General features: G+C 73.3%; 24 protein-coding genes. 12 read left to right on the top strand and 12 right to left on the bottom strand.

Features of this window, described 5'->3' with window-relative positions; genetic code table 11:
• Positions 1–13: 13 nt before the first annotated feature.
• The 6 genes from cutA to ACZ6YG_RS02845 all read right to left on the bottom strand — a co-directional run bounded on the left by cutA (position 14) and on the right by ACZ6YG_RS02845 (position 7,060).
• Positions 14–2,374 carry an aerobic carbon-monoxide dehydrogenase large subunit gene (gene cutA / locus ACZ6YG_RS02870; RefSeq protein ID WP_148030441.1) on the bottom strand — a complete coding sequence of 787 codons (2,361 nt, stop codon included), beginning with the start codon at positions 2,372–2,374 and terminating at the stop codon, positions 14–16.
• Entirely contained in the window at positions 2,371–2,865 is a 495-nt protein-coding gene (locus ACZ6YG_RS02865; protein WP_148030440.1) for a (2Fe-2S)-binding protein, read from the bottom strand. The genes cutA and ACZ6YG_RS02865 overlap by 4 nt, the downstream gene beginning before the upstream one ends.
• The gene (locus ACZ6YG_RS02860; protein WP_466017044.1) at positions 2,862–3,755 is read right to left on the bottom strand and encodes an FAD binding domain-containing protein; all 894 of its coding nucleotides are present in this window, start codon (positions 3,753–3,755) and stop codon (positions 2,862–2,864) included. Before ACZ6YG_RS02860 ends, ACZ6YG_RS02865 begins: the two co-directional genes overlap by 4 nt.
• A complete protein-coding gene (locus ACZ6YG_RS02855; RefSeq protein WP_219543228.1) occupies positions 3,752–5,110 on the bottom strand; it encodes a uracil-xanthine permease family protein in 1,359 nt (452 codons plus the stop codon). The genes ACZ6YG_RS02860 and ACZ6YG_RS02855 overlap by 4 nt, the downstream gene beginning before the upstream one ends.
• A 139-nt stretch (positions 5,111–5,249) precedes the next feature.
• Positions 5,250–5,453 carry an RNA-binding S4 domain-containing protein gene (locus ACZ6YG_RS02850; RefSeq protein ID WP_148030437.1) on the bottom strand — a complete coding sequence of 68 codons (204 nt, stop codon included), beginning with the start codon at positions 5,451–5,453 and terminating at the stop codon, positions 5,250–5,252.
• An 11-nt stretch (positions 5,454–5,464) separates the two neighbouring features.
• Positions 5,465–7,060, bottom strand: coding sequence for a PucR family transcriptional regulator (locus ACZ6YG_RS02845; RefSeq protein WP_148030436.1), 1,596 nt, complete (start codon positions 7,058–7,060; stop codon positions 5,465–5,467).
• Positions 7,061–7,191: 131 nt separating this feature from the next.
• Between ACZ6YG_RS02845 and ACZ6YG_RS02840 the strand changes: the two genes are divergently transcribed.
• The 6 genes from ACZ6YG_RS02840 (at position 7,192) to ACZ6YG_RS02815 (ending at position 15,426) form a co-directional block, all read left to right on the top strand.
• Positions 7,192–8,043: an oxamate carbamoyltransferase subunit AllH family protein gene (locus tag ACZ6YG_RS02840; protein ID WP_219543227.1), complete on the top strand. Its 852-nt coding sequence runs from the start codon at positions 7,192–7,194 to the stop codon at positions 8,041–8,043.
• The gene (locus tag ACZ6YG_RS02835; protein WP_466017043.1) at positions 8,040–9,401 is read left to right on the top strand and encodes an FdrA family protein; all 1,362 of its coding nucleotides are present in this window, start codon (positions 8,040–8,042) and stop codon (positions 9,399–9,401) included. Before ACZ6YG_RS02840 ends, ACZ6YG_RS02835 begins: the two co-directional genes overlap by 4 nt.
• Positions 9,398–10,795, top strand: a complete 1,398-nt coding sequence (locus ACZ6YG_RS02830) for a YlbE family protein (protein ID WP_466017042.1) — start codon at positions 9,398–9,400, stop codon at positions 10,793–10,795. The genes ACZ6YG_RS02835 and ACZ6YG_RS02830 overlap by 4 nt, the downstream gene beginning before the upstream one ends.
• 136 nt (positions 10,796–10,931) lie before the next feature.
• Entirely contained in the window at positions 10,932–13,208 is a 2,277-nt protein-coding gene (locus ACZ6YG_RS02825; RefSeq protein ID WP_466017041.1) for a serine/threonine-protein kinase, read from the top strand.
• 60 nt (positions 13,209–13,268) lie between these two features.
• Positions 13,269–14,084 (top strand): MOSC domain-containing protein, encoded by an 816-nt coding sequence (locus tag ACZ6YG_RS02820; protein WP_466017040.1) that lies wholly within the window; start codon positions 13,269–13,271, stop codon positions 14,082–14,084.
• Between the two features lie 52 nt (positions 14,085–14,136).
• A complete protein-coding gene (locus ACZ6YG_RS02815) occupies positions 14,137–15,426 on the top strand; it encodes an MFS transporter (RefSeq protein WP_466017039.1) in 1,290 nt (429 codons plus the stop codon).
• Here ACZ6YG_RS02815 and ACZ6YG_RS02810 read toward each other — a convergent pair.
• Together ACZ6YG_RS02810 and ACZ6YG_RS02805 are read right to left on the bottom strand one after the other, a co-directional pair.
• Positions 15,401–16,960 (bottom strand): bifunctional 3'-5' exonuclease/DNA polymerase, encoded by a 1,560-nt coding sequence (locus tag ACZ6YG_RS02810; protein ID WP_466017038.1) that lies wholly within the window; start codon positions 16,958–16,960, stop codon positions 15,401–15,403. The two genes, ACZ6YG_RS02815 and ACZ6YG_RS02810, sit on opposite strands and share 26 nt — an antisense overlap.
• A gap of 20 nt (positions 16,961–16,980) precedes the next feature.
• Positions 16,981–18,465 (bottom strand): metallophosphoesterase family protein, encoded by a 1,485-nt coding sequence (locus ACZ6YG_RS02805; RefSeq protein ID WP_466017037.1) that lies wholly within the window; start codon positions 18,463–18,465, stop codon positions 16,981–16,983.
• Between the two features lie 134 nt (positions 18,466–18,599).
• Here ACZ6YG_RS02805 and ACZ6YG_RS02800 point away from each other — a divergent pair, with 134 nt between their 5' ends.
• Positions 18,600–19,001: a hypothetical protein gene (locus tag ACZ6YG_RS02800; RefSeq protein WP_148030427.1), complete on the top strand. Its 402-nt coding sequence runs from the start codon at positions 18,600–18,602 to the stop codon at positions 18,999–19,001.
• Here ACZ6YG_RS02800 and ACZ6YG_RS02795 read toward each other — a convergent pair.
• Entirely contained in the window at positions 18,998–20,551 is a 1,554-nt protein-coding gene (locus ACZ6YG_RS02795) for an FAD-binding oxidoreductase (protein ID WP_466017171.1), read from the bottom strand. The two genes, ACZ6YG_RS02800 and ACZ6YG_RS02795, sit on opposite strands and share 4 nt — an antisense overlap.
• Positions 20,552–20,582: 31 nt before the next feature.
• On the opposite strand from ACZ6YG_RS02795, the gene ACZ6YG_RS02790 reads away from it, so the two are divergent.
• The 4 genes from ACZ6YG_RS02790 to ACZ6YG_RS02775 all read left to right on the top strand — a co-directional run bounded on the left by ACZ6YG_RS02790 (position 20,583) and on the right by ACZ6YG_RS02775 (position 24,052).
• Positions 20,583–21,107: a TetR/AcrR family transcriptional regulator gene (locus ACZ6YG_RS02790; RefSeq protein ID WP_466017036.1), complete on the top strand. Its 525-nt coding sequence runs from the start codon at positions 20,583–20,585 to the stop codon at positions 21,105–21,107.
• Positions 21,104–22,672, top strand: coding sequence for a glycerol-3-phosphate dehydrogenase/oxidase (locus ACZ6YG_RS02785; protein WP_466017035.1), 1,569 nt, complete (start codon positions 21,104–21,106; stop codon positions 22,670–22,672). The genes ACZ6YG_RS02790 and ACZ6YG_RS02785 overlap by 4 nt, the downstream gene beginning before the upstream one ends.
• Before the next feature lie 52 nt (positions 22,673–22,724).
• Positions 22,725–23,639 (top strand): sucrase ferredoxin, encoded by a 915-nt coding sequence (locus ACZ6YG_RS02780; RefSeq protein WP_148030424.1) that lies wholly within the window; start codon positions 22,725–22,727, stop codon positions 23,637–23,639.
• Between the two features lie 101 nt (positions 23,640–23,740).
• Positions 23,741–24,052, top strand: coding sequence for a WhiB family transcriptional regulator (locus ACZ6YG_RS02775; protein ID WP_101784355.1), 312 nt, complete (start codon positions 23,741–23,743; stop codon positions 24,050–24,052).
• Between the two features lie 208 nt (positions 24,053–24,260).
• Here the strand turns inward: ACZ6YG_RS02775 and ACZ6YG_RS02770 are convergent, their stop codons facing one another.
• Both ACZ6YG_RS02770 and ACZ6YG_RS02765 read right to left on the bottom strand, forming a co-directional pair.
• Complete coding sequence (locus tag ACZ6YG_RS02770; RefSeq protein WP_148030423.1) at positions 24,261–24,494, bottom strand: DUF397 domain-containing protein; 234 nt, start codon at positions 24,492–24,494, stop codon at positions 24,261–24,263.
• 123 nt (positions 24,495–24,617) lie between these two features.
• Positions 24,618–25,490 carry a helix-turn-helix domain-containing protein gene (locus ACZ6YG_RS02765; RefSeq protein WP_364230410.1) on the bottom strand — a complete coding sequence of 291 codons (873 nt, stop codon included), beginning with the start codon at positions 25,488–25,490 and terminating at the stop codon, positions 24,618–24,620.
• Between the two features lie 154 nt (positions 25,491–25,644).
• Between ACZ6YG_RS02765 and ACZ6YG_RS02760 the strand changes: the two genes are divergently transcribed.
• Positions 25,645–26,118, top strand: coding sequence for an ATP-binding protein (locus tag ACZ6YG_RS02760; protein ID WP_148030422.1), 474 nt, complete (start codon positions 25,645–25,647; stop codon positions 26,116–26,118).
• Here the strand turns inward: ACZ6YG_RS02760 and ACZ6YG_RS02755 are convergent.
• Positions 26,115–26,747 carry a phosphoribosyltransferase gene (locus ACZ6YG_RS02755; protein ID WP_466017034.1) on the bottom strand — a complete coding sequence of 211 codons (633 nt, stop codon included), beginning with the start codon at positions 26,745–26,747 and terminating at the stop codon, positions 26,115–26,117. The two genes, ACZ6YG_RS02760 and ACZ6YG_RS02755, sit on opposite strands and share 4 nt — an antisense overlap.
• Positions 26,748–26,750: the final 3 nt, after the last annotated feature.

The raw sequence follows: 26,750 nt of genomic DNA, 5'->3' as shown, positions 1-26,750 counted from the left end.
CACGGGCGGACGATCAGCCGCGCAGGTCGAACAGCTCCGACGGGGAGATCGGCATGCGGTCGATGTCGACGCCCTCCGCGTCCTCGATCGCCGAGGCGATGACCGCCGACACCGGGATCACCCCCGCCTCCCCCGCGCCCTTGATGCCCAGCGGGTTGAGCGGCGACGGGGTCTCCAGGTGGGCCGTCTCGACGTGCGGGATCTCGGTCGCGTACGGCATGAGGAAGTCCATGAAGGAGGCGTTGACGAGCTGCCCGTGCGAGTCGTACACCATCCGCTCGTAGAGCGCGCCGCCGATGCCCTGCGCCACCCCGCCGTGGATCTGGCCCTCGACGATCATCGGGTTGATCAGCTTGCCGCAGTCGTGCACGACCGCGTACCTGAGGACCTTGATCTCGGCCGTGAGCGGGTCGGTCTCCACGATGGCCGCGTGCATGCCGGCTGCGAAGGTGGAGCGGATCGGCGAGTAGTAGTCGCGGCCCTCCAGCCCCGGCTCGTCCCCCTCGGCGACCGGCGGCCGGTCGGGCGAGGCCCCGCCCGACGACTGGCCGGAGAACTGGGTGGCCTTGGCCGCCTCGTCGTCGAACGCGTACCGCAGCGGGTTGGCCAGCACCGCGACCGTGGACAGCGGGACGGCCGCCTTCGGGTCGCCGACCACGTGCACGATGCCTTCGGTGATCTCCAGGTCGGCCGGGTTCGCCTCCAGCGCGTCGGCGGCGATGCGCAGCGCCTTCTCGCGCACCTTGCGGCAGGCGAGCGCGATCGCGTTGCCGCTCATGACCGCGGCCCGGGAGGCGAACGTGCCGACCGCGTACCCGAACCTGCGGGTGTCGCCGGTGACCACGGACACCCGCTCGATCGGCACGCCCAGCTCGGTGGCGGCGATCTGGGCGAACACCGTCTGGTGTCCCTGCCCCTGGGAGGTGAGCCCGGTGGAGACGTGCACCCGCCCGTCCGAGGTGATCTGCACGTGCCCGCCCTCGTACGGGCCGACGCCGGTGCCCTCGACGTAGCAGCCGATGCCGATGCCCCGGTTGGGCGCGGGCTCGAAGTCGTCCCAGCCGATCAGCTCCTTCACCAGGCGGAGCATCTCGGGGTAGTCGCCGCTGTCGTAGATGAGCGGCCGGCCGTCCTGGAAGGTCATGCGCTGGTCGTACGGGAACTCGTCGGGCTGGATGAAGTTGGCGGCGCGCACCTCGGTGCGGTCCCTGCCCAGATGGCGGGCGATCTTGTCCATCGTCCGCTCCATGCAGAACACGCCCTGCGGGCGGCCCGCGCCCCGGTACGGGGTGACCTGCACGGTGTTGGTGTAGACGGAGGAGAACTCGACCCGGTAGGCGCCGAGCTTGTACGGCCCGAGCAGCTGGGTGGAGGTGATGATCGGCACGATGATCCCGTACGGGGTGTAGGCGCCGTGGTCGTGCAGGATGCGCACGTCCATGCCGAGCACCCGGCCGTCGTCGTCGAAGCCGACCCGCACGTGCTGCACCTGGCCGCGCTCGTGGGCGGAGGAGATGAAGTGCTCGCGCCGGTCCTCGGTCCACTTGATCTCGCGGCCGAGCAGCATGGCGGCCCACGGCACCAGGATCTCCTCCGGCCACGGGTGCACGATCTTCACCCCGAACCCGCCGCCCACGTCGGGCGCGATGACCTCGACGCTGGTCAGCGGCAGGCCGAGCGCGGCCGCGATGGCCATGCGGACGCTGGTGGAGGTCTGGGTGCTGGAGTAGACGCGCAGGTCGGCGCCGTCCCAGCGGGCGTACACGCCGCGGCCTTCGAGCGGGGTGCTGGCGCTGCGCTCGATGTCGAGCCGGAACGACAGGGTGTGCGGGGCGGCGTCGATCGCCTCCCCCGCGCTCAGCCCGGACGCGGAGGGCACCTCCTGCACCAGGTGGGCGCCGATGTTGCCGGGCACGTCCTCGTGCACGAGGTGGCCGCTCTGCACGGCGTCCTCCAGGCCGACGACCGGCTTGAGCGGCTCGTAGTCGACCTCGATGAGCCCGCAGGCGTCCTCGGCGAGGTAGCGGTCGGTGGCCACGACCATGACGACGGGCTCGCCGACGTGCCGCACCGTCTCCCTGGCCAGCGGGTAGGCGGTCCGGCCGTGGGTGAGCGCCGGGTGCGGGATGAGCAGCGGCAGCGGCCGGCCGACCCGCTCGGGCAAATCCTCCCAGGTGTAGATCGCGATCAGGCCGTCGACGTCGAGCGCGGCGGTGACGTCGACGTCGCGGATGCGGGCGTGCGCGTGCGGGGAGCGCACGAACGCGGCGGCCAGCGCGCCGGAGCCCAGGTCGTCGAGGAAGCGGCCCTGCCCGGTGAGCAGCCGGGGGTCCTCGCGGCGCTGCACCGGCTCTCCGAACAGCCTGGTGGTCATGACTCCTCCGCCCTCAGCTCGGCGGCGCGGTGGACGGCCTTGACGATGTTCTGGTAGCCGGTGCAGCGGCACAGGTTTCCCGAGATGCCCTCCAGCACCTCCTCGTCGGTCGGCGCGGGGTTCTCCTCCAGCAGCGCCGTCACCGTGCAGAGGAAGCCGGGCGTGCAGAAGCCGCACTGCAGGGCGTGGCTCTCGCCGAACGCCCGCTGCACCGGCGACATCCCGTCCGGCCCGGCCAGCCCCTCCACGGTGGTGATCTCGTGCCCGTCGGCGGTGACGGCCAGCATCAGGCAGGAGCGCACCGGCCGGCCGTCGAGCAGCACCGTGCAGCAGCCGCACACGCCGTGCTCGCAGCCGACGTGGGTGCCGGTCAGGCCGAGGTCGTGGCGCAGGCAGTCGGACAGCAGCCGCCTGCCCGGCACCCGCACGCGGCGGGCGGTGCCGTTCACGCCGAGGGTGATCTCGTGGCTCGAATCCGTCCCGGTGCTCATCCAGCCGCCTCCCTGGCCGCGTCCTTGACCGCCTGCTCGGCCAGCACCCCGATCAGGTGGAGCCGGTACGCCGCGGAGGCGTGCACGTCGCCGTCCGGCTCGGCACGCTCCCGTACGGCCCCGGCGACCCGCTGCCAGGGGACGGTCGCGGCGGGCCGGCGTTCGCAGGCCTCGGTCACGTCGACCACGACCGGGACGGGGCCGACGCCGACGCAGCCGACCCGGGCGGCGCTGATGTGCAGGTCCTCGTCGAGCGTCACCACCGCGCACACCCCGGCGAGCGCGTAGTCGCCGTGGCGCCTGGCGATCTCGCGGAACGCGGTGCCGGTGCGCGGCGGCAGCGCGGGGAAGAGCGCGGAGACGGCCAGCTCGCCCGGCTCGGCCGCCGACTCCATGGGGCCGGTGAAGAACGCGCCCGCGGGCACGTCCCTGGTCACCACCCCGTCCGGCAGGCCGGACGCCGACGGCTCGCCGGGCGCGCGGCGTGCCAGGCGCACCGAGCCGTCGAGTACGGCGAGCACGGCGGGCAGTTCGGCGGCCGGGTCGGCGTGCACGAGGCTGCCCACCACGGTGCCCCGGTTGCGGATCACCGGGTGGGCCACCAGCCGGAGCGCCTGGACCATGAGCGGGTGCGGGCCGGCCCGCTCCACCTCGGCGTGCCGGGCCAGCGCGCCCACGGTGACCCCGCCGGGGCCCGCGTCGATCGAGCTCAGCGCGCCGAGCCTGTTGATGTCGACCAGGTGGTCCGGCGCGGCGATCCGCATGTTGAGCATCGGGATGAGGCTCTGGCCGCCGGCGAGCACCTTGCCACGCGGCCCCGCCCCGGCCAGGATCTCCAGCGCCTCGCCGAGGTCGCGGGGGGCGTGGTACTCGAACGGCGGCGGCTTCACCCTGCCTCGATCCTGACGGGTTCGGGGGTGCGGCGGGCGATGACCCGGAGCAGGTGCCAGCCGCCCACCACCACGATGGTGCCGAGCGCGATGCCCTCAAGCCTGAAGTCGCTGCTGATCAACTGCTTCACCGGTCCGATGGCCAGGATGATGCCCGCGCCGATCGGGACCATGTTCACCGGGTCGGCGAAATCCACCCTGTTCTCGATCCAGATCTTGGCGCCGAGCAGGCCGATCATCCCGTACAGGATGACCGTGATGCCGCCCAGCACGCCGGACGGGGTGGCCGAGACCAGCGCGCCGAACTTGGGCATCAGGCCGAACAGGATCGCGATGACGCCGGCGATGTAGTAGGCGGCGGTCGAGTAGACCTTGGTGGCGGCCATGACGCCGATGTTCTCGGCGTAGGTGGTGGTCGGCGAGCCGCCGACCGAGCTGGCGACCACGGTGGCGACGCCGTCGGCGGCGATCGCCCGGCCCATGTACGGGTCGAGGTCCGTCTTGGTCATCTCGCCGACGGCCTTGACGTGGCCGATGTTCTCCGCGACGAGCGCGATGACGGCGGGCAGGACCAGCAGCACGGCCGAGGTGTGGAAGCTGGGCCAGGTGACGGGCGGCAGACCGAACCAGTCGGCCTCGGCCACCCCGCTGAGGTCGACCCGGAAGTGCGCGGCGACCTGCACGGCGCCGTCGTCGTAGGCGGGCACCATGCCGAAGACCCGGTCGGCGGCCCAGGAGAGCACGTAGCCGGCGACGAGGCCGACGAGGATGGCGACGCGGCCGACGAAGCCCTTGAACGCCACCACGACGACGAACGTGATCAGCATCGTGAGCAGGGCCATCCACTGGTCCTGCGGCCAGTAGACGTCCGCGACCACGAACGCGAGCCCGAACCCGATGAGCATGACCACCGCGCCGGTGACCGGCGGCGGGAAGATCTTGTTGATGACCTGGACGCCGAGGAAGTGGACCGCGAGGCCGATCAGCGCCAGCACGAACCCGGCCACCAGGATCGCGCCCACCACGACGGAGCTGGCCTCGGGCGAGTCGCCGCCGAACAGCGCCCTGATCGCCAGCACGCCGCCCACGAAGGAGGCGCTCGTGCCCAGGTAGCTGGGCACCTTCCCCTTGACGATCAGCAGGAACAGGATCGTCGCGACCCCGGACATCATGATCGCCATGTTCGGGCTGAGCCCCATCACCAGGGGGAAGACGAACGTGGCGCCGAACATCGCCACGACGTGCTGGGCGCCGAACCCCACCATGCGGGGCCAGCTCAGCCGTTCGTCCGGCCTCACGACCTCGCCTGGTGCCAGATGCTTGCCGTCGCCGTGCTTGGTCCACCCGAATGCCATGTGAACCCCTTTTCACCGGGCCGCTGCTTGCGGGCACATTAGGCCAGCAGGCGCGCTGGTACACGGGCATGATCTGCCAAATCTGCCCGGTTGACCAGTGGTCCCGTTGCGCACTTCTGCCCGGCGGGGCCGGTGATCGTCAGTGGACGTGGATGGTGAAGCCCTCACCGGTGACGACCTGGCCGGAGCGGATCTTGGCCGTCTTGCGCAGCTCCACCTCGCCGTCCACCTCCACCATGCCTTCGGCGACGAGCATCTTGGCCAGGCCGCCCGTCTCGGTGACCCCGCAGTACTTCAGCAGGTCGCAGAGCGGGATGTAGTCGGAGCGCAGTTCGAAGTCCACGCCTGCCAACCCTAGATGCCGCGCATCCTCAGCACGTGCAGGGCCAGGGTCAGGTTGAGCCGCAGGTGCGGGTCGTCGGTGAAGTTGCCCAGCAGCCGCTCCAGTTTCCCGATGCGGTAGCGGAGCGTGTTGTAGTGGAAGTGCAGCCGGCGGGCGGTCTCGGCCACATTGAGGTTGGTCTCCAGCAGGACCTGCAGGGTGCGGCGCAGGTCGGCGTTCTCGGCGTCGTCGTCGGAGGCCAGCGGGCCGAGCGTCTCCCGGACGAACGCGTGCAGTTCGTCGGTGTCGTTGACCAGGGACAGCAGCCGGTAGACGCCGAGCTGGTCGAAGTGCGCGACGGCGCCGGGCCCGTGCAGCTGGCGGCCCACCCGGGCCGCCTTCAGCGCCTGCGAGTACGCCTCCGGTAACGTCTCGGGGCCCCGGCTGGGGCGGGAGGTGCCGGTGGAGAACGTCACGGGCGGCGTGTCGGCGAAGGCCGAGGCGGCGTCCTTGGCGATGCGGGAGGCGTCCACCGAGGCGTCCACCACGGCCACCACCTCGTGGGAGAAGCCGGCCACCGCGCCGCGCGGGTCGTGCCGGCGCATCGCGGCCGTCCAGCAGGTCACCAGCCGGTCCTGGGCGGTGCGCTCGTCGCCGTCGGGGTCGAGCTCGGCCACCAGCACGGTCACCGGCCGCTCCAGGTCCCAGCCGAACGCCCGCGCCCTGACCACCACCCGCTCGGCGGAGCCGGCCCGGCCGGTGAGCACGTCGCGCAGGAAGTCGGCGCGGTACTTGCTCTCGACCGCGTTCACCGCCTCCTGCCGGGTGACGGCGAGCGCGGCCACGGTGGCGGCCCGTTCCAGGATGCCGACGTCGCTGTCGCGGATGTCCCCGGACGGGCTGTAGGCGACGATCCGGCCGTGGTGGTGCCCGCCCGCGATCACCGGCACCGACACCGCGGTCCGGGCGCCGGGCGACGCGGCCGCGCCGGGCGGCCAGTCGCGGGTGATGGACTCGCGCAGCGCCGCCTCGTGCGGGCCCGCCGACGCCAGCACCCGGCCGCGGCCGTCGACGGCGGCCACCGACACGTCCAGCAGCGCCGCCACCTCCGTGGTGACCTCGTCCAGCCCGCCGCCGGCCAGTACCACCTGCACCAGCGCCCGGTGCGCCTCCTCGGCGCGGACGAGCACGGCCGCCTGCCGGTTGAGGATGTCGGTGAGCACCTGGTTGAGGATGTCGTCGAAACCGACGTCGTTCGGCAGCAGGATGAGCGGGAAGCCGAGCCGGTCCGCCTGCTCTGCCATCGCCGACGGCAGCTCGTCGACGTACCGTCCGAGCTTGATGGCCAGCGCCGCCAGCCCGCGCTCGTCCAGGTCGGCGACCAGGCGGCCGAGCGACTGCGGCGTGTTGCGCAGCGGGTAGCCGGTGGTGAGCAGCAGCTCGTGCGGCTTCACCCAGGCCAGGATGTCGGGCACCTCCATGACGTTGAGGCGTTGCACGATACGGCCCAGACCGCTCTCCCCCGCGATCAGCCGGGCCTCCGCGAGGGTCGACACGCCCAGCAACTCTCCGACGGACACGCCGTGGATGATCGTTCCCGTGCTGGCGAGACGAACTGGGGGCTCCATGTACAGATTGTGGCCCCACATACCGTCTGTCAGGAAGAGCCAGTCTTCCCGCTGACTGTTGGCAAATTTCTCCGTACGGGCGGTTGCCGGGCCCGTTCTACGGTCAGGTCCAGGGTCGGTAGGGAGGTCCGGTGACGGTCGGTACTCACGTGAGGCGGGTACGCGCGCACGTCACGGGCGCCGCGAGCACCGCGGTGCGCCCGGTCCTGGAGGCTTCGAGGCGGCCCGCCCGGGTGCTCGCCGCGTTCCCCGCCGGGATCTACCTGGAGGTCAGGACCGAGCTGGAGCCCGCGGTGATCGCCGTGGTGACGGGACCGGCCACCCGGCTGCCGAACTCGATGCTGCTCGCCGGAGCGCTGCCGCGCGTGACCATGGGTGACGAGGCCTTCGTGGGCGACGGCTCGGTGGACGTCGGCGGGCTGAGCCTGCGCGCCCGCCGCTGGTGGGACCCGTCTCCGCGGCTGGGCGAGGTCGATCCCGCGACGCTGCCGCCGCCGTCGGCCCTGGCCGGGCGGGGCACGCCGGGCCTGGACGGCAACGACGCGGTCGAGCTGCTCGCGGCCAGTTGCGCCTCCGGGTGGCTGCTGGGCGCGGTGACGGCGGCCGAGCGGCTGGTCGGCCTCGGCCCCGGGCTGACGCCGAGCGGCGACGACGTGCTGGCGGGGCTGCTGGTGACGCTGCGCCACCTGGGGGCGGCGACCGGCACCGCGCGGGCGGTCGACCTGGCCGGGTGGCTGGGGGCGACCGTCACGTTCGACGCGCGCACCCGTACCACGCCGATCTCCGCGACGCTGCTGCACTGCGCGGCGCGCGGCGAGGCGTGCCCGGAGGTGCTCGCGGTGCTGCGCGGCCTGACCGGGCGGCAGCCGCTGGGGCCGGCGCTGCGCCGGCTGTGCGGGCTGGGCCACACCTCGGGCGCCGACCTGGCGCAGGGCATCGCGATCGGGCTGGAGACCGTACGCGCGCTGGGGGGACGGGGATGAACGACACGGTCTTCGTACGCGAGGGCGTCTACCACGACTCGGTGGCGCTGATGCGGGTGAGCAGGGCGCTGTCCGAGCTGCCTGGCACGGCGGTGGCGATCGTCGCCATGGCCACGGAGCTCAACCTGGAGCTGGCCCGCGACCTGGGCTTCGAGCTGCCTCCGGCCGGTCCGGGCGACCTGCTGGTCGCGCTGCGCGGGCCGGACACCGCGGCGGCGGCGCACGAGCTGGACCGCCACCTGGCGGAGCTCTCCTCGGCGGGGCCGGCGCGGGAGGCCGAGCAGCCGCCGCTGACCACCCGCTCGGCGGCGCGCGGCGGCGGCGCCGACCTGGCGCTGGTGTCGGTGCCGGGCGAGCACGCCTTCGCCGAGGCGATGGACGCGATCGAGGCCGGGCTGCCCGTCATGGTCTTCAGCGACGGGGTGCCGGTCGGGTCGGAGCGGCTGCTGAAGGAGCGCGCGGACGAGCGCGGCGTGCTCGTCATGGGACCCGACTGCGGCACGGCCGTGGTCGGCGGGGTGGGGCTGGGGTTCGCCAACGTGCTGCGTCCCGGGCCCGTCGGGCTGGTGGCCGCGTCGGGGACCGGCGCCCAGCAGGTGAGCTGCCTGCTGGACCTCGCGGGCGTGGGGGTCAGCCACGTGCTCGGCGTCGGCGGCAGGGACCTGTCGGCGGCGGTCGGCGGGCTCTCGACGGTGCGGGCGCTGCGCATGCTGGACGAGGACCCGGCCACGGAGCTGATCGTGCTGGTCTCCAAGCCGCCGGACCCGGACGTGGCGGGGACCGTGCGGCAGGTCGTGGAGTCGCTGCGCACGCCGGTCGTGGAGGCGCTGCTCGGCTCCGGCATCGACCTCACCGCCGCCGCCGAGGCCGCCCTGCGCGCCCTCGGCCGCCCAGTGCCCGCCTGGCCCTGCTGGGACGGCTCCGCCCGGAGAACCGTGACGGTGGCAGGCGAAGATCCCGGGCCGCTGATCGGGATCTACTCCGGTGGGACGCTGTGCGCCGAGGCGGCGCTGATCGCCGGGGCCGGGGAGTTCACCGACTACGGGGACGACGTCTACACCCGGGGCCGGGCGCACCCGATGATCGACCCCACGCTGCGGCTGGAGGCCCTGGGCAAGGTGCCGCCTGGCGGCGTGGTGCTCATGGACGTGGTGCTCGGCCACGCCGCCGACCCCGATCCCGCCGCCCGGCTCGCCCCCGCGATCGCCGCCCTGCCCGCCGCCGTGGTGGTCGCGCTGATCGGCACCGAGGCCGACCCGCAGGACCTGCTCCGGCAGGCCGCGGCCTTCCGCGACGCCGGCGCCGTCGTGTTCACCTCCAACGCGCAAGCCGCCCGGCACGCCAGGGACTCGCTATGACACTGCTCGACGGCCCGCCCCATGTCATCACGGCCGGCGCCGGCCTGCTCGCGGACGCGCTGCGCGAGCAGGCCGCCGCCGTCACCGGCGTCTCCTGGCGCCCGCCCCTGGCGGGCACCGCGGACGCCCTGGCCAGGGTGCTCGCCGACCCGCGCAGGCAGGCGGCCAACGACCTGGCGGTGCGCCGCCTGGTCTCGGCCCGCCCGGAGCTGGCCGGCGTACGGCGGGCGTCGGAGGTGCTGCGGACGGCGGAGCGCACGTTCCTGCACGCGGGCCCGCCGATCACCTGGGAGCGGGCGTCGGGCCCGATGCGCGGCGCGCTGATCGGCGCGATGCTGTTCGAGGGGTACGCGGACGACGAGCGGGAGGCGACGGCCAGGCTCGCCGCCGGGGAGGTGCGGCTGGAGCCGTGCCATCAGCACGCGGCCGTGGGCCCGATGGCGGGCGTCGTCAGCCCGTCCATGTGGCTGTTCGAGGTGCGCGACACCGAGCACGGCGGCACCGCGTACTGCTCGCTCAACGAGGGCCTGGGCAAGGTGCTGCGCTACGGCGCGTACGGGCCCGAGGTGCTCGACCGGCTGCGCTGGATGGACGGCGTGCTCGGGCCCGCGCTGTCGGCGGCGATCGGGCTGACCGGGCCGCTGGACCTGCGGTCGCTCATCGCGCAGGCGCTGCAGATGGGCGACGAGCTGCACAACCGCAACCGGGCGGCGACCTCGCTGCTGCTGCGCGAGCTGGCCCCGGCGATCTCGGACGCGGCCCCAGGGCACGCGTCGGAGGTGCTGCGCTTCATCGCCGGCAACGACCACTTCTTCCTCAACGCGGGGATGGCCGCGGCCAAGGTGAGCACCGACGCGGCCCGGGACGTGCCGGGTTCGACCCTGGTCGTGGCCATGGCGCGGAACGGCACGGACTTCGGCGTGCAGGTGTCGGGGCTCGGCGGCCGGTGGTTCACCGGGCCGGCCGGGGTGCCGGACGGGCTGTACCTGGGCGCGTACGGGCCCGGCGACGCGAACCCGGACATCGGCGACTCCACCATCACCGAGACGTCCGGGCTGGGCGGGTTCGCGATGGCGGCGGCCCCGGCCATCGTCCGGTTCGTGGGCGGTGAGGTCGCGGACGCGGTGGCCGCCACGCGGTCGATGTACGAGATCACGCTGGCGGAGCATCCCGCCTACCAGATCCCGGGGCTCGGCTTCCGCGGCACGCCCACCGGCATCGACGTCACGCTCGTCGCCAGGACCGGTCTGCTGCCCGTGGTGAACACCGGCATCGCGGGCAGGATCGCGGGCACCGGGCAGGTCGGCGCGGGGCTCGTCAGCCCTCCCGCGGAGGCGTTCACGGCGGCTCTGCGGGCGCTGTCGGACGCGGTGGCTGATCCTTTCGAGGTATAGCGAAACCGCACGTCAACCCCCGAAAAGCGACACTATGGTTTCGCCCCGGTTCACGTGCCTATATGGTGACGAATCCCATGATGTGAAACCACGGCGTGACTTGTGTGACCTTTGAGGCTGGAGATGGGGGCGGGACATGGCAGCCGACCGCGTGCTCAGCGGCCCCGGCGCTGAAGGCGGCACTCCACAGAGCCAGGGCAAGCTCGTCGGCAGGCGTTACCGGCTGATGTCGCCCGTCGGCCGGGGCGGCATGGGCATGGTGTGGCACGCCCACGACGTGCTGCTCGACAGGGACGTGGCGGTCAAGGAGCTCATCCTGCCGTTCGGCCTGGACCACGCGGGCAAGCAGGCGGCGCACCGGCGGGTGCTGCGCGAGGCCAGGTCGGCCGCGCGGCTGCAGCACCCGGGCATCGTCACCGTGCACGACGTGGTGGAGGAGGACGGCCGCCCGTGGATCGTCATGGAGCTGGTCCGCGCCTGGTCGCTGGAGCAGGCGGTGCGGCAGAGCGGCCCGCTGCCGGTGATCCAGGCCGCCGAGATCGCCATCCGGGTGCTCGACGCGCTCCGGCACGCGCACGCCTCCGGCATCCTGCACCGCGACGTCAAGCCGGGCAACGTGCTGCTCACCGCCGACCGGGTGGTGCTGACCGACTTCGGCATCGCCGCCGTCGAGGGCGACGTCACGATCACCCAGACCGGGCTGCTCATGGGCTCGCCCGCGTACATCCCGCCGGAGCGCCTGTCGGGGCAGCCGATCTCGGCGGCGGCCGACCTGTGGTCGTTCGGGGCGACGCTGTACGCGGCGGTCGAGGGCCGTCCCCCGTACGAGGGTCCTGACGCGGTCGCGGTGCTGGGCGCGGTGCTCACGCAGGAGCCGTCCAGGCCGCAGCGCGCCGGCGCGCTGCTGCCGGTGATCGAGGGGCTGCTGCAGAAGAACCCGGCCGCGCGGCTCACCGCCGACCAGGTCGCCGACCGGCTGGAGCGGGTGCTGCTCGCGCACGGCTCGGTACGGCCGCGCACCCCGGAGACGCCCGCGCCGCTGCCCACGCTGGGCGACTCGACGCCCGCCGGGCTGCTGCCGCCGCTGGAGCCGCCGTCGGGGCCGCTGCCCTCGCGGATCGTGGAGACCCCCTCGGGCCCGGTGCGCGTCCCGTACGACCCGGAGAACAACCCTTCCGACGGGTACGGCATTTCCTACGACACGACGTCCGGTCACCGGACCGACCAGGTGCGGCAGCCGGGGTTCGACGCGTTCTCCTCGGGCCCGCACTCCCTTCCGGGGCTCGGCGGCTCGGCGGCCCCGAGGTCGCTGTCGGACCCGGCCCCGGGCGGCTACCCGTCACCGGGCAGCACGTCCGGCCCGTACCCGCTGCCCGGACACGACACGTCCGGCCCGTACCCGTTGCCGGGACAGGAGACGTCGGGCCCCTACGCGACGCCGGGAGGCGCGTCCGGCCCCTACGCGACGCCGGGAGGCGCGTCCGGACCGTACGCGACGCCGGGCGGGGCGTCCGGCGCCTACCCGGAGCCGGACGGCCTGTCCTTCCCCGGCGGGGGCCGCACGCGGGGGCCGGGTGACTCCGGTGAGCAACCGGCGCCGCCCATCCTGCCGCTGACCAGCGACAGCCGCAGCGTGAGCGCCTCCGGCCGGTGGCCGCTGGCGACCGACGACGACCTGCGCGACCAGTCGCACAGGCTGTCCAAGGACGTCGGCCGCAGCCGCCTGGCCCAGCTGCCCGGCGGTCCCCATCGGACCTCCGCCGGCCGGCCCACCACCAGCCGGCGCACCCCGGACGAGAACGGCAACGCCTGGGTGCGCGACGGGCGGCCGACGCCGCTGCTGATCGTCGCCGCCGTGGCGGCCGTGGTCGCCGTGGTGGCCGCGCTGATGATCTACGCGTCGAGCGGTTCCGTCGAGCCCGTGACGACCCCGCTCTCGGTCGCCAGCAGCGCTCCGTCGCGGGCCGAGGCCTCCCCGGTGCCCGACGGGTACGTCGAGGAGACCCCGCCGGGGTTCAGCGTGGGCGTGCCCGAGGGCTGGAAGCTGAGCACCTCGGGCGGCCAGACCACGATCACCGGGCCGAAGGACTCGGGCATCGAGGTGATCGTCGCCCAGGTGGCGCCCCAGGCCGACGGCGGCCTGTCGGAGCTGACCCGCGAGGAGGCGGACGGCGGCAGGGACGGTTACATCCAGGTGCAGCTGCAGGAGACCGACTACCGCGGCTGGAAGGCGACCGACTGGGAGTACACCTACGCCGCCGAGAACGAGGTGCCCATGCACGCGCTCACCCGGTTCGTCACCGTCGATGACAAGACGGCCTTCACGATCACCTTCGACATGCCGGAGCTCGTCTGGGACGACCAGTCCGGGGCCCGCAAGGTCTTCTTCGACACCTTCCGCCAGTCCACCTGACCCGGCGTCCTTCCTGGTGGAAGGCCCGGAAGTCAGATCGTGATGTTGTACGGTCTGCACATGAGGCTGGGGAGCATCTTCTTCTATCCCATCAAATCCACCTCTGGGCACGAGGTGGCCGAGGCCGAGGTGCAGCCGTGGGGGCTGGCCGGCGACCGGCGTTACCTCGTCGTGGACGAGCGCGGCGAGCCGATCACCGCCCGCGAGCATCCGATCATGCTGGCCTGCGTGGCCCTGGCCGACGGCGCCGCGATCAAACTCACCGGCCCGCACGCCGACCCGCTGCGCGTCGTCCCCACCTCGCGCAGGTTCACGGCGAACGTCTGGGGGACGCCGGTGGAGGTGACCGACTGCGGGGACGACGCGGCCGCGTGGATGGCCGCGCTGATCGGGCGGCCCGCCAGACTGGCCTGGCTGGACGACCCCACCCGGCGCCCGGTCGATCCCGCGTACGGCCTGCCCGGCGACCGGGTGAGCCTGGCCGACGGCTACCCGCTGCTGCTCACCACGACGGCCTCGCTGGCCCGGCTCGGCGACTGGGTCGCGGAGACGGCGGCCGAGCTGGGCGAGGAGATCCCGCGGCCGCTGGACATGCGCAGGTTCCGGCCCAGCGTGGTGGTGGAGGGCGCGGACGAGGCGTTCGCCGAGGACGGATGGCGGCGGCTGCGGATCGGCGAGGTGGAGTTCCGGGCCGCCAAGGGATGCGACCGCTGCGTGCTGACGACCGTCGACCCGGACACCTACGCCAAGGGCAAGGAGCCGATCCGCACCCTGAGCCGTCACCGCAGGTGGGACGGCAAGGTGTGGTTCGGCGTCAACCTGATCCCCGACGGCACGGGCGTGATCAGGCGAGGTGACCCCGTCACAGTGCTGTAGTCCCAAAAACAACGTTTTGGGGTGATCTCTGGGGCTATGCGAGACTTCACGGGTGACCAGCACCCCCACGACCGCTGACGCCTCGCCCTCCGCCCATCTCCGGGCCGTCCAGCGCCGCACTCTGATCGTGCTCTCGGCCGCGCAGATCGTGGGCGGCGTCGGAGTCGCCGTCGGCCTGGCGCTCAGCTCGGTGGTGGTCGACCAGCTCTCCGGGTCGACGATGATCAGCGGCTTCGCGGGGACCGCGACGGTGCTGGGGGCGGCCCTGCTCGCCCTGCCGACGGCCAAGGCGTCGAGCAAGGGCGGCAGGCGGTCCGGCCTGGCGCTGGCGTACCTGGCGGCGCTGCTCGGCTGCGCCATCTCGGTCGTCGCCATCAACCTCGGCAACTGGCAGCTGCTGCTGGCCGGGCTGGTGCTGGTCGGCGGCGGCAGCGCGGGCAACCTGGCGGCCCGCTACTCGGCCACCGACCTGTCGCCCAGGAACCACGCCGCCCGGCACCTGTCGCTGGTGGTGTGGGCGGCGACTGTCGGCTCGGTGGCCGGCCCCAACCTGGCCGAGCCCGCCGACCGGATCGGCATGGAGGCCGGGCTGGTGGGGAAGGCCGGGCCGTTCGCGTTCGCCGCGCTGGCGTTCGCGCTGGCGCTGCTGATCGTCTTCGCCGGACTGCGCCCCGACCCGCTCAAGCTGGCCAGGGAGCACGACGGCAGGAAGCCCTCGACGGAGGCGGGCAACCGGACGGTCCGCACCGCGTGGCGGATCCTGCGCACCACGCCGATGGCCCGCCAGGCCCTGGTGATGATCGCCGTCAGCCACACCGCGATGGTGTCGATCATGTCGATGACCCCGGTCAAGCTGCACCACGACGGCGCCGAGCTGGACGTGATCGGCATCGTGATCAGCCTGCACATCGCCGGCATGTACGTGATGTCGCCGGTGGTCGGCTGGCTGGCGGACAAGGCGGGCCGGGTGCCGGTGCTGCTGCTCGGCATGAGCCTGCTGCTGGTCTCCGCCGTGCTGGCGGCCACGGCGGGCCACCAGGTGTGGCAGGTGACGGTGGCGCTGTTCGTGCTCGGCCTGGGCTGGTCGTGCGGGCTGGTGGCCGGCTCCGCGCTGGTCAGCGAGTCGGTCTCGATCGACGGCCGCACGGCCGTCCAAGGGCTGTCGGACCTGCTCATGAACGTGTGCGGGGCGACCGGCACGGTGCTGGCCGGCGTGATCGTGGGCGGTCTGTCGTACGGGGTGCTCGGTTCGGGCGTGGGCGTGATGGTGGCGCTGGCCGGGGTGTGGCTGGCGCTGGCGGCCCGCCGGTCGGGCGCTATTTGGCGTCCGCGTAGCAGCTGACCGCGACCGCCTCCATCGGGAAGCGCACCGGAGTGGCCCCGAACAGCAGCCGGGTCGCCTCGGCCGCCGCGGCGCCCACTGCGTCCGCCACCTGCTCGGCCAGGTCGAGCGGGCAGTGCACGATGACCTCGTCGTGCTGGAAGAACACCAGCCTGGCCGGGCCGGGCAGCAGGCCGCGCAGCACCCCCATGAGCGACAGCGCCCATTCGGCGGCCGTGGCCTGGACCACGAAGTTGCGGGTGAACCTGCCCCGGTCGCGCGCCGCCCGGCCGCCCTCGGGGCCGGAGACGAGCTCGCGCCACGACGCGGACGGCGGCGGGCTGGTGCGCCCGAGCCAGGACCGCACGAGCCGGCCCTCCTCCCCGGCCTTGGCGGCGTCCTCGACGAACTGGTAGGCCTTCGGGAAGCGCCGGCGCATGACGGGCAGCAGCCGGGCGGCGTCGCCGCTGGTGCCGCCGTACATCGCCGACAGCATCGCGATCTTGGCGTGGTCGCGCTGGCCGCCGAACGAGCCGGCCAGCGCCGAGTAGAGGTCGATCTCCCCCGCCGCGGCGGCCAGCCCGGCGTCGCCCGCCATCGCGGCGAGCACCCGCGGCTCCAGCTGGGCGGCGTCGGCGACGACGAGGGCCCACCCGTCGTCGGCCACCACCACCCTGCGCAGCACCTTGGGGATCTGCAGGGCGCCGCCGCCGCTGGTCGCCCAGCGGCCGGAGACCACGCCGCCGACCACGTATTCGGGCCGGAAGCGGCCGCCGCGCACCCACTGGTCGGCCCACGCCCAGCCGTGGAAGCTGTGGAGCCTGGCCAGCTCCTTATAGGCGAGCAGCGGCTCGACCGCCGGATGGCCGACCTGCTTGAGCTCCCAGGACCGGGTGGACTTGATCGCCACCCCGGCCCCCTTGAACGCCTTGACCAGCTGCTGCACCGAGTCGGGGTTGACCGGATGGCCGAACGCCGCCGACACCCGGTCGGCCAGCGTCTGCAGCTTGGCCGGCCGCATGCCGTGGACCGGCCGGGGCCCGAGCATCTCGGCGAGCAGCGCGTCGTGCACGTCCCTGCGCCAGGGCATGCCGTCGTGGCTCATCTCGGCGGCGATGAGCGCGCCGGCGGACTCGGCGGCGGCCAGCAACCGGAACCGGCCGGGATCGGGCAGCGCCGCGATCCGGGCGAGTTGGTCGGCGAGCACCTCGGCCACCGCCTCCGGGGGCAGCGGCTCGGGCGCGAAGAGCGTGCCGGGATCTTCCGGCGCGTCGTCGGGGACGGGCCGGCCGTGCAGCCTGGCGTGCGCGGCCCTGGCCGAGCGCGGCTCCCCGTGACGCCCTTCGTACGCGAGCAGCAGGGCCTCGGTGAGTGCGAGGTCGTGGCAGCGGGAGACCCGCACCCCGGCGGCGAGCAGCGGCGGGTAGGCCTCGCGGGTGTCGGCCCACACCCACCGCGGCCGCGACGCCTCCAGCTCGCGCACCGCGCCGGGCCCGGCGGGGCGGGGCGGCCCGCCCGCGGGAAGGAGCCGCTCTCCGGCCAGCACCACGTACACGACTCCAGGGTGCCAGGCGGCTACGACAAAGAGATGCGCACCTCGTCCTCGATGGGGGGTTCGAGCTCCTGCCGCAGGCACCCGGTGGCGGCGTGGCACCGGATGGTGAGCGCGTCGGGGGTGACCGACAGGCGCAGGAACTGCTTGAAGAACGGCGGGGTGTCCCAGTCGGACAGCTCGGACAGGAAGTGCTGGAACACCCGGTCCACCGGCAGCCGGAACGGCCACGGCCAGGACCCGAGCAGCCGCGCCGCCCACCGCATCCGCCGGGTGATCGTCACGGCGCCGCCGGCCGGCCGCACCGGCGTGTTCTTGATCTGCTCGGCCATGATGCAGGCGGCCTCGTCAGGGGTGAGGCAGAGCCACTTCATCCGCAGCCGCTTGGCGTAGAGCTGGCTGTAGAAGGACAGCGAGTCGCCGCGCAGCGGGTAGCAGCGGTAGTCGTCCTCGTGCACGCCGCCCACGTCGACGCGCCGGATGGTGTGGGTGGCGTGCATGAACGCGCCGCCGCCGCCGGACACGACGTACTGGATGACCCGGTCGCCGACCTGGACCGGGTAGCGCTGGTAGTTGTGCACGTCGCCGCCGATGGCCGCCACGTAGCGGTGGCGCGGGTCGCGCACGATGTCGTCGATGGTGCCGCCGCCCTCCAGCGCGGAGGGCTTGTAGGCGTTGCCGGTGTAGATCGGCTTGCCGGTGACCAGGAGCTTCGGCCGGGGGTCGAGCGACACGCGGCGCAGCCACGCGGTCTGGCCCTTGTCGATGGTGCCCTTGATGCCGGTGTCGACGCCCACGATGAGCAGGCTCGGGGTGTCGATCACCCAGTACGGTCCGGGCTGCGTCACCTGCTGGGCCGGGCGGCCGCGCAGCGCGCGGGCCTCGGCCAGGGCCGGCTCGTCGATCGTCTCGGGCTTGCGCCACAGCAGCCCGCGCAGCCCCCGGTCGGGCCTGGGCTTGAGCGAGGCGTCGCAGAAGACCCGCATGAACCCGCCGAGCCCGTCGTACCAGTCGTGGTTGCCGGGGATCGCGTAGATCGGCGCGTCGAAGTCCTGGTAAGGGCGGAAGAACTTGTCGCGGTAGTCGTTGCCCGACCCGGCCGGGTAGATGATGTCGCTGGCCAGGATCGCGAACGCGGTGCCCTCCCCCGCCTTCAGCATGCCGGGCACCACCGCGTACTGGGACGCGTCGCCCTCACCGGTGTCGCCGACGAGCAGGAAGTCGAAGCTCTCGCCGACCTCGGGCGCGATCCGGAAATCGGGGTCCGTGCCGCGCCCGCGCAGGGCGGCCACCCACTGCTCGCGCACCTCGCCGGACGGGTCGCCGAACAGGCCGGCGAGTATCTCGTTGCGGGACTTCCACAGAGTGACCGGGTTCAGCCAGGTGAAGCCCTCGTCCTTCGGCCGCAGCCGGTCGAACGTGCCGATCTCCTGGCACACCCATCCGGCGCCCTCCTCGGACACCCGCGAGGATGCCCGCTTCCCCCGTTCAGCCGTTGATTCCACCATGACCCCATCTTTGCCCGTAGATCACGTCGCGCGCATCCGAACAGAGCGTGCCGTTGCCGACACAGCTGGTTCACGATGGTGTAACCTCAGTCGCCCCAAGCAAGCGGTTGTCGTCGCCAAGGGGAGGGCTAGCCATGGCCCGGAACGGTTCCGATGACGCGCTCAGGCGGAACACCACGCAGGTGGATGCCGTCGAGGGCCTGCTCGCGTACGCCGCCACGAGGAGCGCGCGCGAGGCGCTGCGCCAGGTGAGCCGTGCCGTGGCGATGAGCCGCGATCTGGCGGCCGAGCACCCCGAGCACACCTCCCTGCTGGTGCGCGCCCTGATCATGGAGGCGTCCCTGCAGCTGAGACGTAAGTGCCCGGCCGAGGCGCTGCCCCCGGCCGAGGAGTCGGTGGCGCTGGCCAGGAGGGCGGGCGGGGCCCCGCTGGCGCGCTCCCTGCACGCGCTGGCCGCCGCCTACAGGGCGCTCCGCCGCTTCGGCGAGGCCGCCGAGGCGGCGGAGGAGGCGTCCAGGGTCGTCGAGCTCGACTAGACGAGCGCTCCCGGGTTCAGCACCCCCCGCGGATCCACCCGGTCCTTGACCGCGCGCAGGATCGCCACGCCGAGCGGGCCGATCTCGGCGGCGTAGGCGGCGCGATGGTCGCGGCCGACCCCGTGATGGTGCGAGATGGTGCCGCCCGCCTCGACGATGGCGGTGTTCGCCGCCTCCTTGGCCCGCTCCCACTGCGCCACCGGGTCGTCCTCCTGCGCGGTGACGACGGTGAAGTAGAGCGACGCGCCGGTCTCGTACACGTGGGAGATGTGGCACATGACCAGCGGCGAGCCGAGCGCGCCGAGCAGCGCGAGCCGGACCGCGTCGTACAGGCGCGGCAGGTCGGCCCAGAAGCCGGCCGTCTCCAGCGTCTCCACGGTGGCGCCCGCGGCGAGCAGCGAGTCGCGCAGGTACGGCGCGGAGAAGCGGCCGTGCGCCCATCCTTGACCGGGCTCCTCGCCGAGAGGGACGCCGCCGTGGCCGGACAGCACCGCGGCGGCGGCCTCGCGGCGGGCGGACACCGAGGCGCCCTCGTAGCCGGCGATCACCAGGCAGCCGGCCTCGCCGCCGCCGATCCGGTCGGGGCGGGCCAGGCCGATCATGGTCTCGGTCTCGTCGGAGAGCCGCAGGACCGTGGGCAGCGGGCCGTCCTGGGCGAGCGCCCGCAGCGCGGCCGTGCCGGCGGCGAAGCCGGGCAGGCGCCAGCCCTCGTACACCTTCTCGGCCGGGGCGCGGCGCACCCGCAGCCGGAGCGAGGTGATGACGCCGAAGGCGCCCTCGGACCCGAGCACGAGCTGGCGCAGGTCGGGCCCGGCCGCCGACTTGGGCGCCCGGCCCAGGTCCAGGTCGCCCTCGGGGGTGGCGACGGTCAGCCCGGTCACCATGTCGTCGAAGCGGCCGTATCCCGCCGACGCCTGGCCGCTGGAGCGGGCCGCGGCGAAGCCGCCCAGCGTGGCGTACTCGAAGGACTGGGGGAAGTGGCCCAGCGTGAGGCCGTGCGCGGCCAGCAGGCGCTCGGCCTCGGGGGCGGGCACGCCGGGCTCGAACACCGCGGTCATCGACTCGGCGTCGACCTCGACCAGCCGGTCCATCCGGCCCAGGTCGAGCGAGATCACCCCGGCGAAGCCGTCGCGGGCGGCCGTGAGCCCGCCGACGACGGAGGTGCCGCCGCCGAACGGCACGACCGCGATCCGCTCGGCCGCGCACAGCCGCAGCACCCGCGCCACCTCGTCGTGGCCGCCGGGCAGCACGACGGCGTCCGGCGCGCCGGCGCCATCCCCGGAGCGCATCCGCAGCAGGTCGGGGGTGGACTTGCCACGGGCGTGCCGGACCCGCGCCTCGTGCGTGGTCAGCACGTGCCCGTCGCCGACCAGGCCGGCGAGCGCGTCGAGCAGCCGGGGCTCCAGCGCGGCGGGCGGCACCCGTACGGACTCCAGCCCGGCGGCGGGGACCGCCGGCGCGCGCACGCCCAGCAGATCGTGGAGCAGCCGGCGGACCTGTTCTGGAAGCTCGCGGGCCTTGGCCGGGTCGCCCCAGCCGGACCAGAGCATCGGTTCCGATCGCACGGTTACACTGTGACATATGACGGCTATTCGTCACAATGACGGCGTGCTGGACGCGGCCCGCGACTGCGTGCTGGCCTACGGGGTGCGCCGCACCACGCTCACGGACGTGGCGCGGCGGGCCGGGGTCTCGCGGATGACGATCTACCGGCACTGGCCGGACATGCGGGCGCTGGTCGCCGACCTGATGACGCGCGAGTGGGTACGGGTGATCAGCGGGCTCGACCTGGCCGATCCGGTGGGCGCGGTGGTGGCCGGGGTGCGCGGGCTGCGCGGGCACCCGCTCTGGCGCAAGATCGTGGAGGCGGATCCCGAGCTGCTGCTCCCCTATCTGCTCGACCGGCGGGGGGCCAGCCAGGAGGCGGTGCTCGCGGTGCTGGAGCCCGTACTCGGCGACCCGCGCAGGGCCAGGGCGGTGCTGCTGGTCGCCCAGTCGTTCCTGCTGTCAGCGCCCACCATGCTCGATCCGCTCACCCTCGACGACCTCGACGCCGAGCTCGCGACCCTGCTGGAGTCCTATCTCGCGCGCCCGGCGGGACGGTGAGCGGGGTCGTGCCGGGCAGCTCGCTGAACGCCGCCCGGAGGGCGCGCGAGCTGGCCCGCACCGCCGAGGAGCGGGTGGACGTGCTGGTGGTCGGGCTGGGCGCGACCGGGGCGGGCGCGGCGCTGGACGCGGCCTCGCGAGGGCTGGGCGTCGCCGCGATCGACGCCCAGGACCTCGCCTTCGGCACCTCCAGGTGGAGTTCGAAGCTGATCCACGGCGGCCTGCGCTATCTGGCCAAGGGGCAGGTGGGGGTCGCGTACGAGAGCGCGGTGGAGCGCGGCGTCCTGCTCACCCGCACCGCCCCGCACCTGGTCAGGGCGCACCCGTACGTGCTGCCGCTGACGCCGGGGGTCACCGGGGCGCGGGCCGCGACGGTGATGACCGGCTACCTGCTGGGGGACGGGCTGCGGCGCGCGGCGGGCACCCCGCGGCGGCTGCTGCCGGGCCCGTCGGCGCTGCCGGCGGGCCGGGTCCGCGAGCTGGCCCCGGTGCTGCGCGCGGACGGGCTGCGCGGCGGGCTGCTGTCGTGGGACGGGCGGGTGCTCGACGACGCCCGGCTCGTGGTCGCCGTCGCCAGGACGGCGGCCGCGCACGGGGCCCGGATCCTGACCCGCTGCCGCGCGCTGGAGCTGCGCCCGGACGGCGCCCGGGTGCGTGACGAGCTGACCGGCGAGGAGTTCGAGATCAGGGCGCGGGCGGTGGTCAACGCGACCGGCGTGTGGGCCGGCGGGCTGGACCCGAGGGTGCGGCTGCGGCCCTCGCGCGGCACCCACCTGGTGCTCCCGGCGGGCGCGCTGCCGGGGCTGCGGGCCGGGCTCCACGTGCCGATCCCGGGCGAGAGCAACCGTTTCGCGCTCGTCCTGCCGCAAGCGGACGGGCGGGTGTACGTGGGGCTCACGGACGTCGCGGTGGACGGGCCGGTGCCCGACGTCCCCGAGGCGCCCGAGGAGGACGTCAGGACGCTCCTGGACGTGCTGAACGGCGTCCTGGAGATCGAAGTGCCGAGGAAGGCCGTGGCGGGCGCGTACGCGGGCCTCAGACCGCTCCTGGCGAGCGGCGGGCACACGAGCGGGCACGGGGACGGACACACGGGCGGGTACGGGGACGGGCGCGGGGACCCGGGGGCGGGCGGGCGCACGGCGGATCTGTCGCGGCGGCACGCGGTGCTGTCCTCGGGCGGGCTCGTCACGGTCGTCGGCGGCAAGCTGACCACCTACCGGCGGATGGCCCAGGACGCCGTGGACCGGGCGGTCGCGGTGCGCGGGCTGCGCGCGGGCCCGAGCCGGACGGCCGCCATCCCGCTGGTGGGAGCGGGCCGGCCGGCCGCGGGGACGCCGCGCGGGCTCGCCGAGCGCTACGGCGCGGAGGCGGCGGCGGCCCGGCCGCTGGTCGAGTCCTGCCCCGAGCCGGTCGGTCTCGGCCTGACCCGGGGCGACCTGCTCTGGTCCGTGCGGCACGAGGGCGCGCTCGACGCCGGCGACCTGCTCGACCGGCGCACCCGGATCGGCCTGGTGGCGGCGGACCGCGAACGGGCGCTGGAGGCCGCGGAGGGCATGTTCGGCTGATCCTCCCCAACCCGTTAGGTTAGTCTTACCTAACCGTTGGAAGGGGGAAGGTGTGGCGAAGGGCTGCGAACACGCGAGGGGATGTCACACGGGTGGCGTCCCCACTCTCGCGAGCGCCACGGCGGGCGCGCGGCTCTGGCTCCTGGTCGAGTACGCGGGCCCGTGGCCGTCACACCTGGAAAGCTTCGAACTTCCTGAGAACATCGCCGAACTGGTGGCGCGGGCGCTCGCCCGGGGCATCAGGCCGCAGCTCATCCGCCGACCGGGCCGCCGCACCCGGACGCGGGATCAGGGCATCCGCGTGCTAGTCGGGTACGGGATCGGCGACCGGCCGTGGCTCGCCGGCGGCGTCATCGCAGGTCCTGACGATCTTGACCTGGACGCGCTGGTGGCCGGAGTGGTCCCCGAGTCCTGCATACTTGAAGACGAGCCGGTATTTCTGGTGTGCACGCATGCCAAGCGCAACGCGTGCTGCGCCCGCATCGGACTGCCCCTCGCCCGTGCTCTGGCGGAAAAACTGCCAGAAAGGGTGTGGGAAACGTCACACGTTGGCGGCGATCGGTACGCCGCCAACCTCGTGTGCTTGCCACACGGAATTTTCTACGGCAGCATGTCTCAGGCTGCTGCGATCGCAGCGGCTAACGCGTACCGGTCGGGCGAGATCATTCTCGACCGTTTCCGGGGACGCGCGGGTATCCCTGAGCCATTGCAAGCCGTCGAGCACTTCGCCCGAACCCATACGGGAGAGTGCTCCGTCGGCGCGGTGACCGTGGAATCCTCCAAGTCGGACGGCGACGTCACCGAAGCCATCGTGCGCTGCGGCGACGTCCGGTTCAAGGTTGTGGTCCAGCCCTCGGCGCGGCAAGCGCCGTGTGGCTCGGTTTGCGCCGACAAGGCCGCCACCTACCGGCTGGTTTCGCTGGACAGGCTTTCGCCTGTGCGGTACGCCACGCCTGCCTACGCCTGACAAAGGGAACATCACGGTCCTCCATTGCGTTGGAACAGTGACGCCCAAAGCGTCCGATGCGGCTCAATTACCGAAATACCTCTCACGAAGGTGGTTTTCTCATGTCTCAGGTACGTCGGCAGCTCGCCCGCCCGCGCCCCAGCTGGGGTTGGCAGGATGATGCCGCGTGCCGGGGTGAGGACCTCGTGCTCTTCTTCGGCCCCGACGGGGAGCGGCAGCCCGAGCGTGACGTACGTGAGCGGAAGGCCAAGGCGATCTGCGCCCAGTGCCCCGTCCGCACGGAGTGCCTTGACTACGCACTGTCCCGTCCGGAGAAGTACGGCACGTGGGGTGGCCTCAACGAGGACGAGCGCGCCTCCGAGCGTCGCCGTCGCATGCGCCGCGCCGCCAGCGCCGGCATCTCCGCCGCCTGACACACCCGGCAGCGTCTCCGAAGATCGTGTGATCACGCAGTTGTCCCGATGACCGGGGCCCGGCACGCCGGGCTCCGGAGAACCCGGTCGGGACAACTGCCTGATCAGGCGGACCTCGCCCCGCACGAAAGAACCGCGCATGAAAGAAGCCGCCGTCCGATCCGGACGGCGGCTTTCGCGTGCCCGCCGGTCGGCGGGCTAGGGCTGGTCACACCAGCAGGTCGTCGAACTCTCCGTCTTTGGCGCCCAGGACGAACGCGGTGATCTCGGCTCGCGTGTAGACGAGCGCGGGACCGTCGGGAAACCGCGAGTTGCGCATGGCCACCTCCCCTGTGGGCAGGGTCGCCACCTCGACGCAGTTGCCGTTGGGATTGCTCCGCGCGCTCTTGCGCCAGTCGGCGGAGAGTCGACCGGCGGGCGTTCCGTTGCGGAACTCGTGCATGGGTGTTGCTCCTCGGCCCTTACGGATGCACGTGCATCCGTGCTTACGAGCCGAGAATAGAGGGACGAACCGGAGGCCATATACCGGATGGCCAAAAATCCCTATGTGATGGGTCACAGGGACTCAGCCGTTCAGCAGCCGCTCCAGGAACGCCCGGGTCTGCCGGGGCTGCTCCGCCTGCACGCTCAGCCGGTCCATGACCTTCACGTAGTGCTCGGAATCGGCGACCTTGTCCAGGTAGAGCGCGCTCGTCAGCTGCTCCATGTAGACCACGTCGGGCAGCTCACGCTCGGGGAAGCGCAGGATGCTGAACGGGCCGCCGGCGGCGGCGTGCCCGCCCCGGTCGAACGGCATGATCTGCAACGTGACATTGTGGTGGGCGATGAGCTCCAGCAGGTGCTCGATCTGCTCGCGCATGACCTCGGGCCCGCCGAGCACCCGGCGCACCGCCGCCTCGTCGATCACCGCCCAGAGCGTGAGCGGGCTCTCCCCAGTCAGCCGCCGCTGGCGGGCCGTCCGCAACTGGACCCTGCGCTCCAGCTCGCCGGCCGGGGCGTTCTCGTGGGCCAGCTCGATCACCGCCCTGGCGTAGGCGGGCGTCTGCAGCAGGCCGGGCACGAACTGGTTCTCGTAGGTCCGGATGACCGAGGCGGCGCCCTCCAGCCCGATGTAGATCTCGAACCAGCTCGGCAGCAGATCGCTGTACTTGTGCCACCAGCCGGGCTCATTGGCCTTCCTGGCCAGTTCCAGCAGCGGCGCCCGGTCGCCGGGGTCCGTGACGCCGTAGAGGGTGAGCAGGTCGGCCACGTCGCGCTCCTTGAAGCTGACCTGGCCCAGCTCCAGCCTGCTGATCTTGGCATGGGACGCGCGGATGGAGTAGCCGGCGTCCTCCCGGGAGATCCCCTTGCCGGTGCGGAGTCTGCGGAGCTGCGTGCCCAGCAGGATCCGCAGGACGGTCGGGCTACCCGGAGAATGTCGCAGAATGTCGCTTTCCATCCGCTTCGCCCGCTCCGCGCTCACGCTCACCGCTCTCTATCGCATCTGCACGTGCAGATGCGATTTGCATCCGTAAATCACGAAAGAGTCTTGCATCGCCGACGTCACGCCGTAAAGATGGTCTTGGACACCAGAACGCGCTTCGGGGGCCAGCATGACGACTTTCGACCCGGGACCGCAAACCGCCAGCGGTCTCAGGCCACCAGGATGGCTGACGGCCGTCCTGATCGAGGGTCGGCCCGCCGAGCGCGATCGCCTCTTCGGCTTCCACGAGCTCAGCACGTTCGAGCCCGGGTGCGTCTCGGTGGCAAGACGGTTCGTCGACCAGACGCTCGGCTCGTGGGGGGCCGAGCGGGCCGTGTTCGACGCCCAGCTCATCACCTCCGAGCTGGTCACCAACGCCATGCGCCACGGCGGCGGCGCGATCGACCTGCGGCTGCTGATGGACAGGACCGAACTGGCCTGCGTTGTGAGCGATCACAGCACGGCGCCGCCGGTCACCGGCGGCGCCGACGTTTTCGCGGAGTACGGTCGCGGGCTGCGCCTGGTGGGCGCCCTCTGCCGCGCCTGGGGCTGGCTCACGCCCGGCGGCGCGCGCAAGCTCGTGTGGGCGGTGCTGCCGCTCTAACGGTTCCGGGCCAGCACCTCCAGCACGTCGGCGTCGGAGAGCTGGCCGAAATGCTCGTACCACTGCCCGACCGCGCGGAAGTCGGCCGGCACGCAGAGCACCACCACCTCGTCGGCCTCCTCCCGCATGGCGCTGACCGTGTCCCTGGCGCCCACCGGAACGGCGAGCGTCACCCTCCCGGGCCCGGCCGCGGCCACCGCCCGCAGCGCGGCCCGCGCGGTCACCCCGGTGGCCAGCCCGTCGTCGGCCACCACCACCTCGCGGCCCGCCAGGTCGGGCAGCGGCCGGTCACCCCGGTACACCGCCACCCGGCGGGCCAGCTCCCGCCGCTCGGCGGCCACCTCGCCGGCCAGGTCCTCCGGCGTCAGCCCCAGCCGGTGCAGCAACGGCAGGTCGAACACCGGCTCACCGCCCTCGGCGATCGCCCCCACGCCGAACTCCGGCGACGGCGGGTAGCCGATCTTGCGGGTGACGAGCACGTCCAGCACTCCGCCGAGCCGGCGCACGATCGGCTCCGCCACCTCCACCCCGCCACGCGGCAGCGCGAGCACCACCGGGCCGGGGATGCCCGCCAGCCGCTCGGCCAGCCGCTCCCCCGCTTGCGCACGGTCGACGAACACGCACTCCATACG

Source organism: Nonomuraea sp. NPDC054003 (assembly GCF_055585125.1).
The sequence above is the reverse complement of the archived record's forward strand: the minus strand, read 5'-3'. Positions and strand labels throughout refer to the sequence as shown.

What these genes read in the sequence shown, in the direction of transcription:
- ACZ6YG_RS02835 (WP_466017043.1), top strand. Translation starts at nt 8,040, where the DNA reads ATGAACGACACGGTCTTCGTACGCGAGGGCGTCTACCACGACTCGGTG.
- ACZ6YG_RS02760 (WP_148030422.1), top strand. Translation starts at nt 25,645, where the DNA reads ATGACGACTTTCGACCCGGGACCGCAAACCGCCAGCGGTCTCAGGCCA.
- ACZ6YG_RS02855 (WP_219543228.1), bottom strand. Translation starts at nt 5,110, where the DNA reads ATGGCATTCGGGTGGACCAAGCACGGCGACGGCAAGCATCTGGCACCA.
- ACZ6YG_RS02820 (WP_466017040.1), top strand. Translation starts at nt 13,269, where the DNA reads ATGAGGCTGGGGAGCATCTTCTTCTATCCCATCAAATCCACCTCTGGG.
- ACZ6YG_RS02775 (WP_101784355.1), top strand. Translation starts at nt 23,741, where the DNA reads ATGTCTCAGGTACGTCGGCAGCTCGCCCGCCCGCGCCCCAGCTGGGGT.
- ACZ6YG_RS02830 (WP_466017042.1), top strand. Translation starts at nt 9,398, where the DNA reads ATGACACTGCTCGACGGCCCGCCCCATGTCATCACGGCCGGCGCCGGC.
- ACZ6YG_RS02845 (WP_148030436.1), bottom strand. Translation starts at nt 7,060, where the DNA reads ATGGAGCCCCCAGTTCGTCTCGCCAGCACGGGAACGATCATCCACGGC.
- ACZ6YG_RS02825 (WP_466017041.1), top strand. Translation starts at nt 10,932, where the DNA reads ATGGCAGCCGACCGCGTGCTCAGCGGCCCCGGCGCTGAAGGCGGCACT.
- ACZ6YG_RS02765 (WP_364230410.1), bottom strand. Translation starts at nt 25,490, where the DNA reads ATGGAAAGCGACATTCTGCGACATTCTCCGGGTAGCCCGACCGTCCTG.
- cutA (WP_148030441.1), bottom strand. Translation starts at nt 2,374, where the DNA reads ATGACCACCAGGCTGTTCGGAGAGCCGGTGCAGCGCCGCGAGGACCCC.
- ACZ6YG_RS02755 (WP_466017034.1), bottom strand. Translation starts at nt 26,747, where the DNA reads ATGGAGTGCGTGTTCGTCGACCGTGCGCAAGCGGGGGAGCGGCTGGCC.
- ACZ6YG_RS02865 (WP_148030440.1), bottom strand. Translation starts at nt 2,865, where the DNA reads ATGAGCACCGGGACGGATTCGAGCCACGAGATCACCCTCGGCGTGAAC.
- ACZ6YG_RS02795 (WP_466017171.1), bottom strand. Translation starts at nt 20,551, where the DNA reads ATGCTCTGGTCCGGCTGGGGCGACCCGGCCAAGGCCCGCGAGCTTCCA.
- ACZ6YG_RS02800 (WP_148030427.1), top strand. Translation starts at nt 18,600, where the DNA reads ATGGCCCGGAACGGTTCCGATGACGCGCTCAGGCGGAACACCACGCAG.
- ACZ6YG_RS02790 (WP_466017036.1), top strand. Translation starts at nt 20,583, where the DNA reads ATGACGGCTATTCGTCACAATGACGGCGTGCTGGACGCGGCCCGCGAC.
- ACZ6YG_RS02805 (WP_466017037.1), bottom strand. Translation starts at nt 18,465, where the DNA reads ATGGTGGAATCAACGGCTGAACGGGGGAAGCGGGCATCCTCGCGGGTG.
- ACZ6YG_RS02770 (WP_148030423.1), bottom strand. Translation starts at nt 24,494, where the DNA reads ATGCACGAGTTCCGCAACGGAACGCCCGCCGGTCGACTCTCCGCCGAC.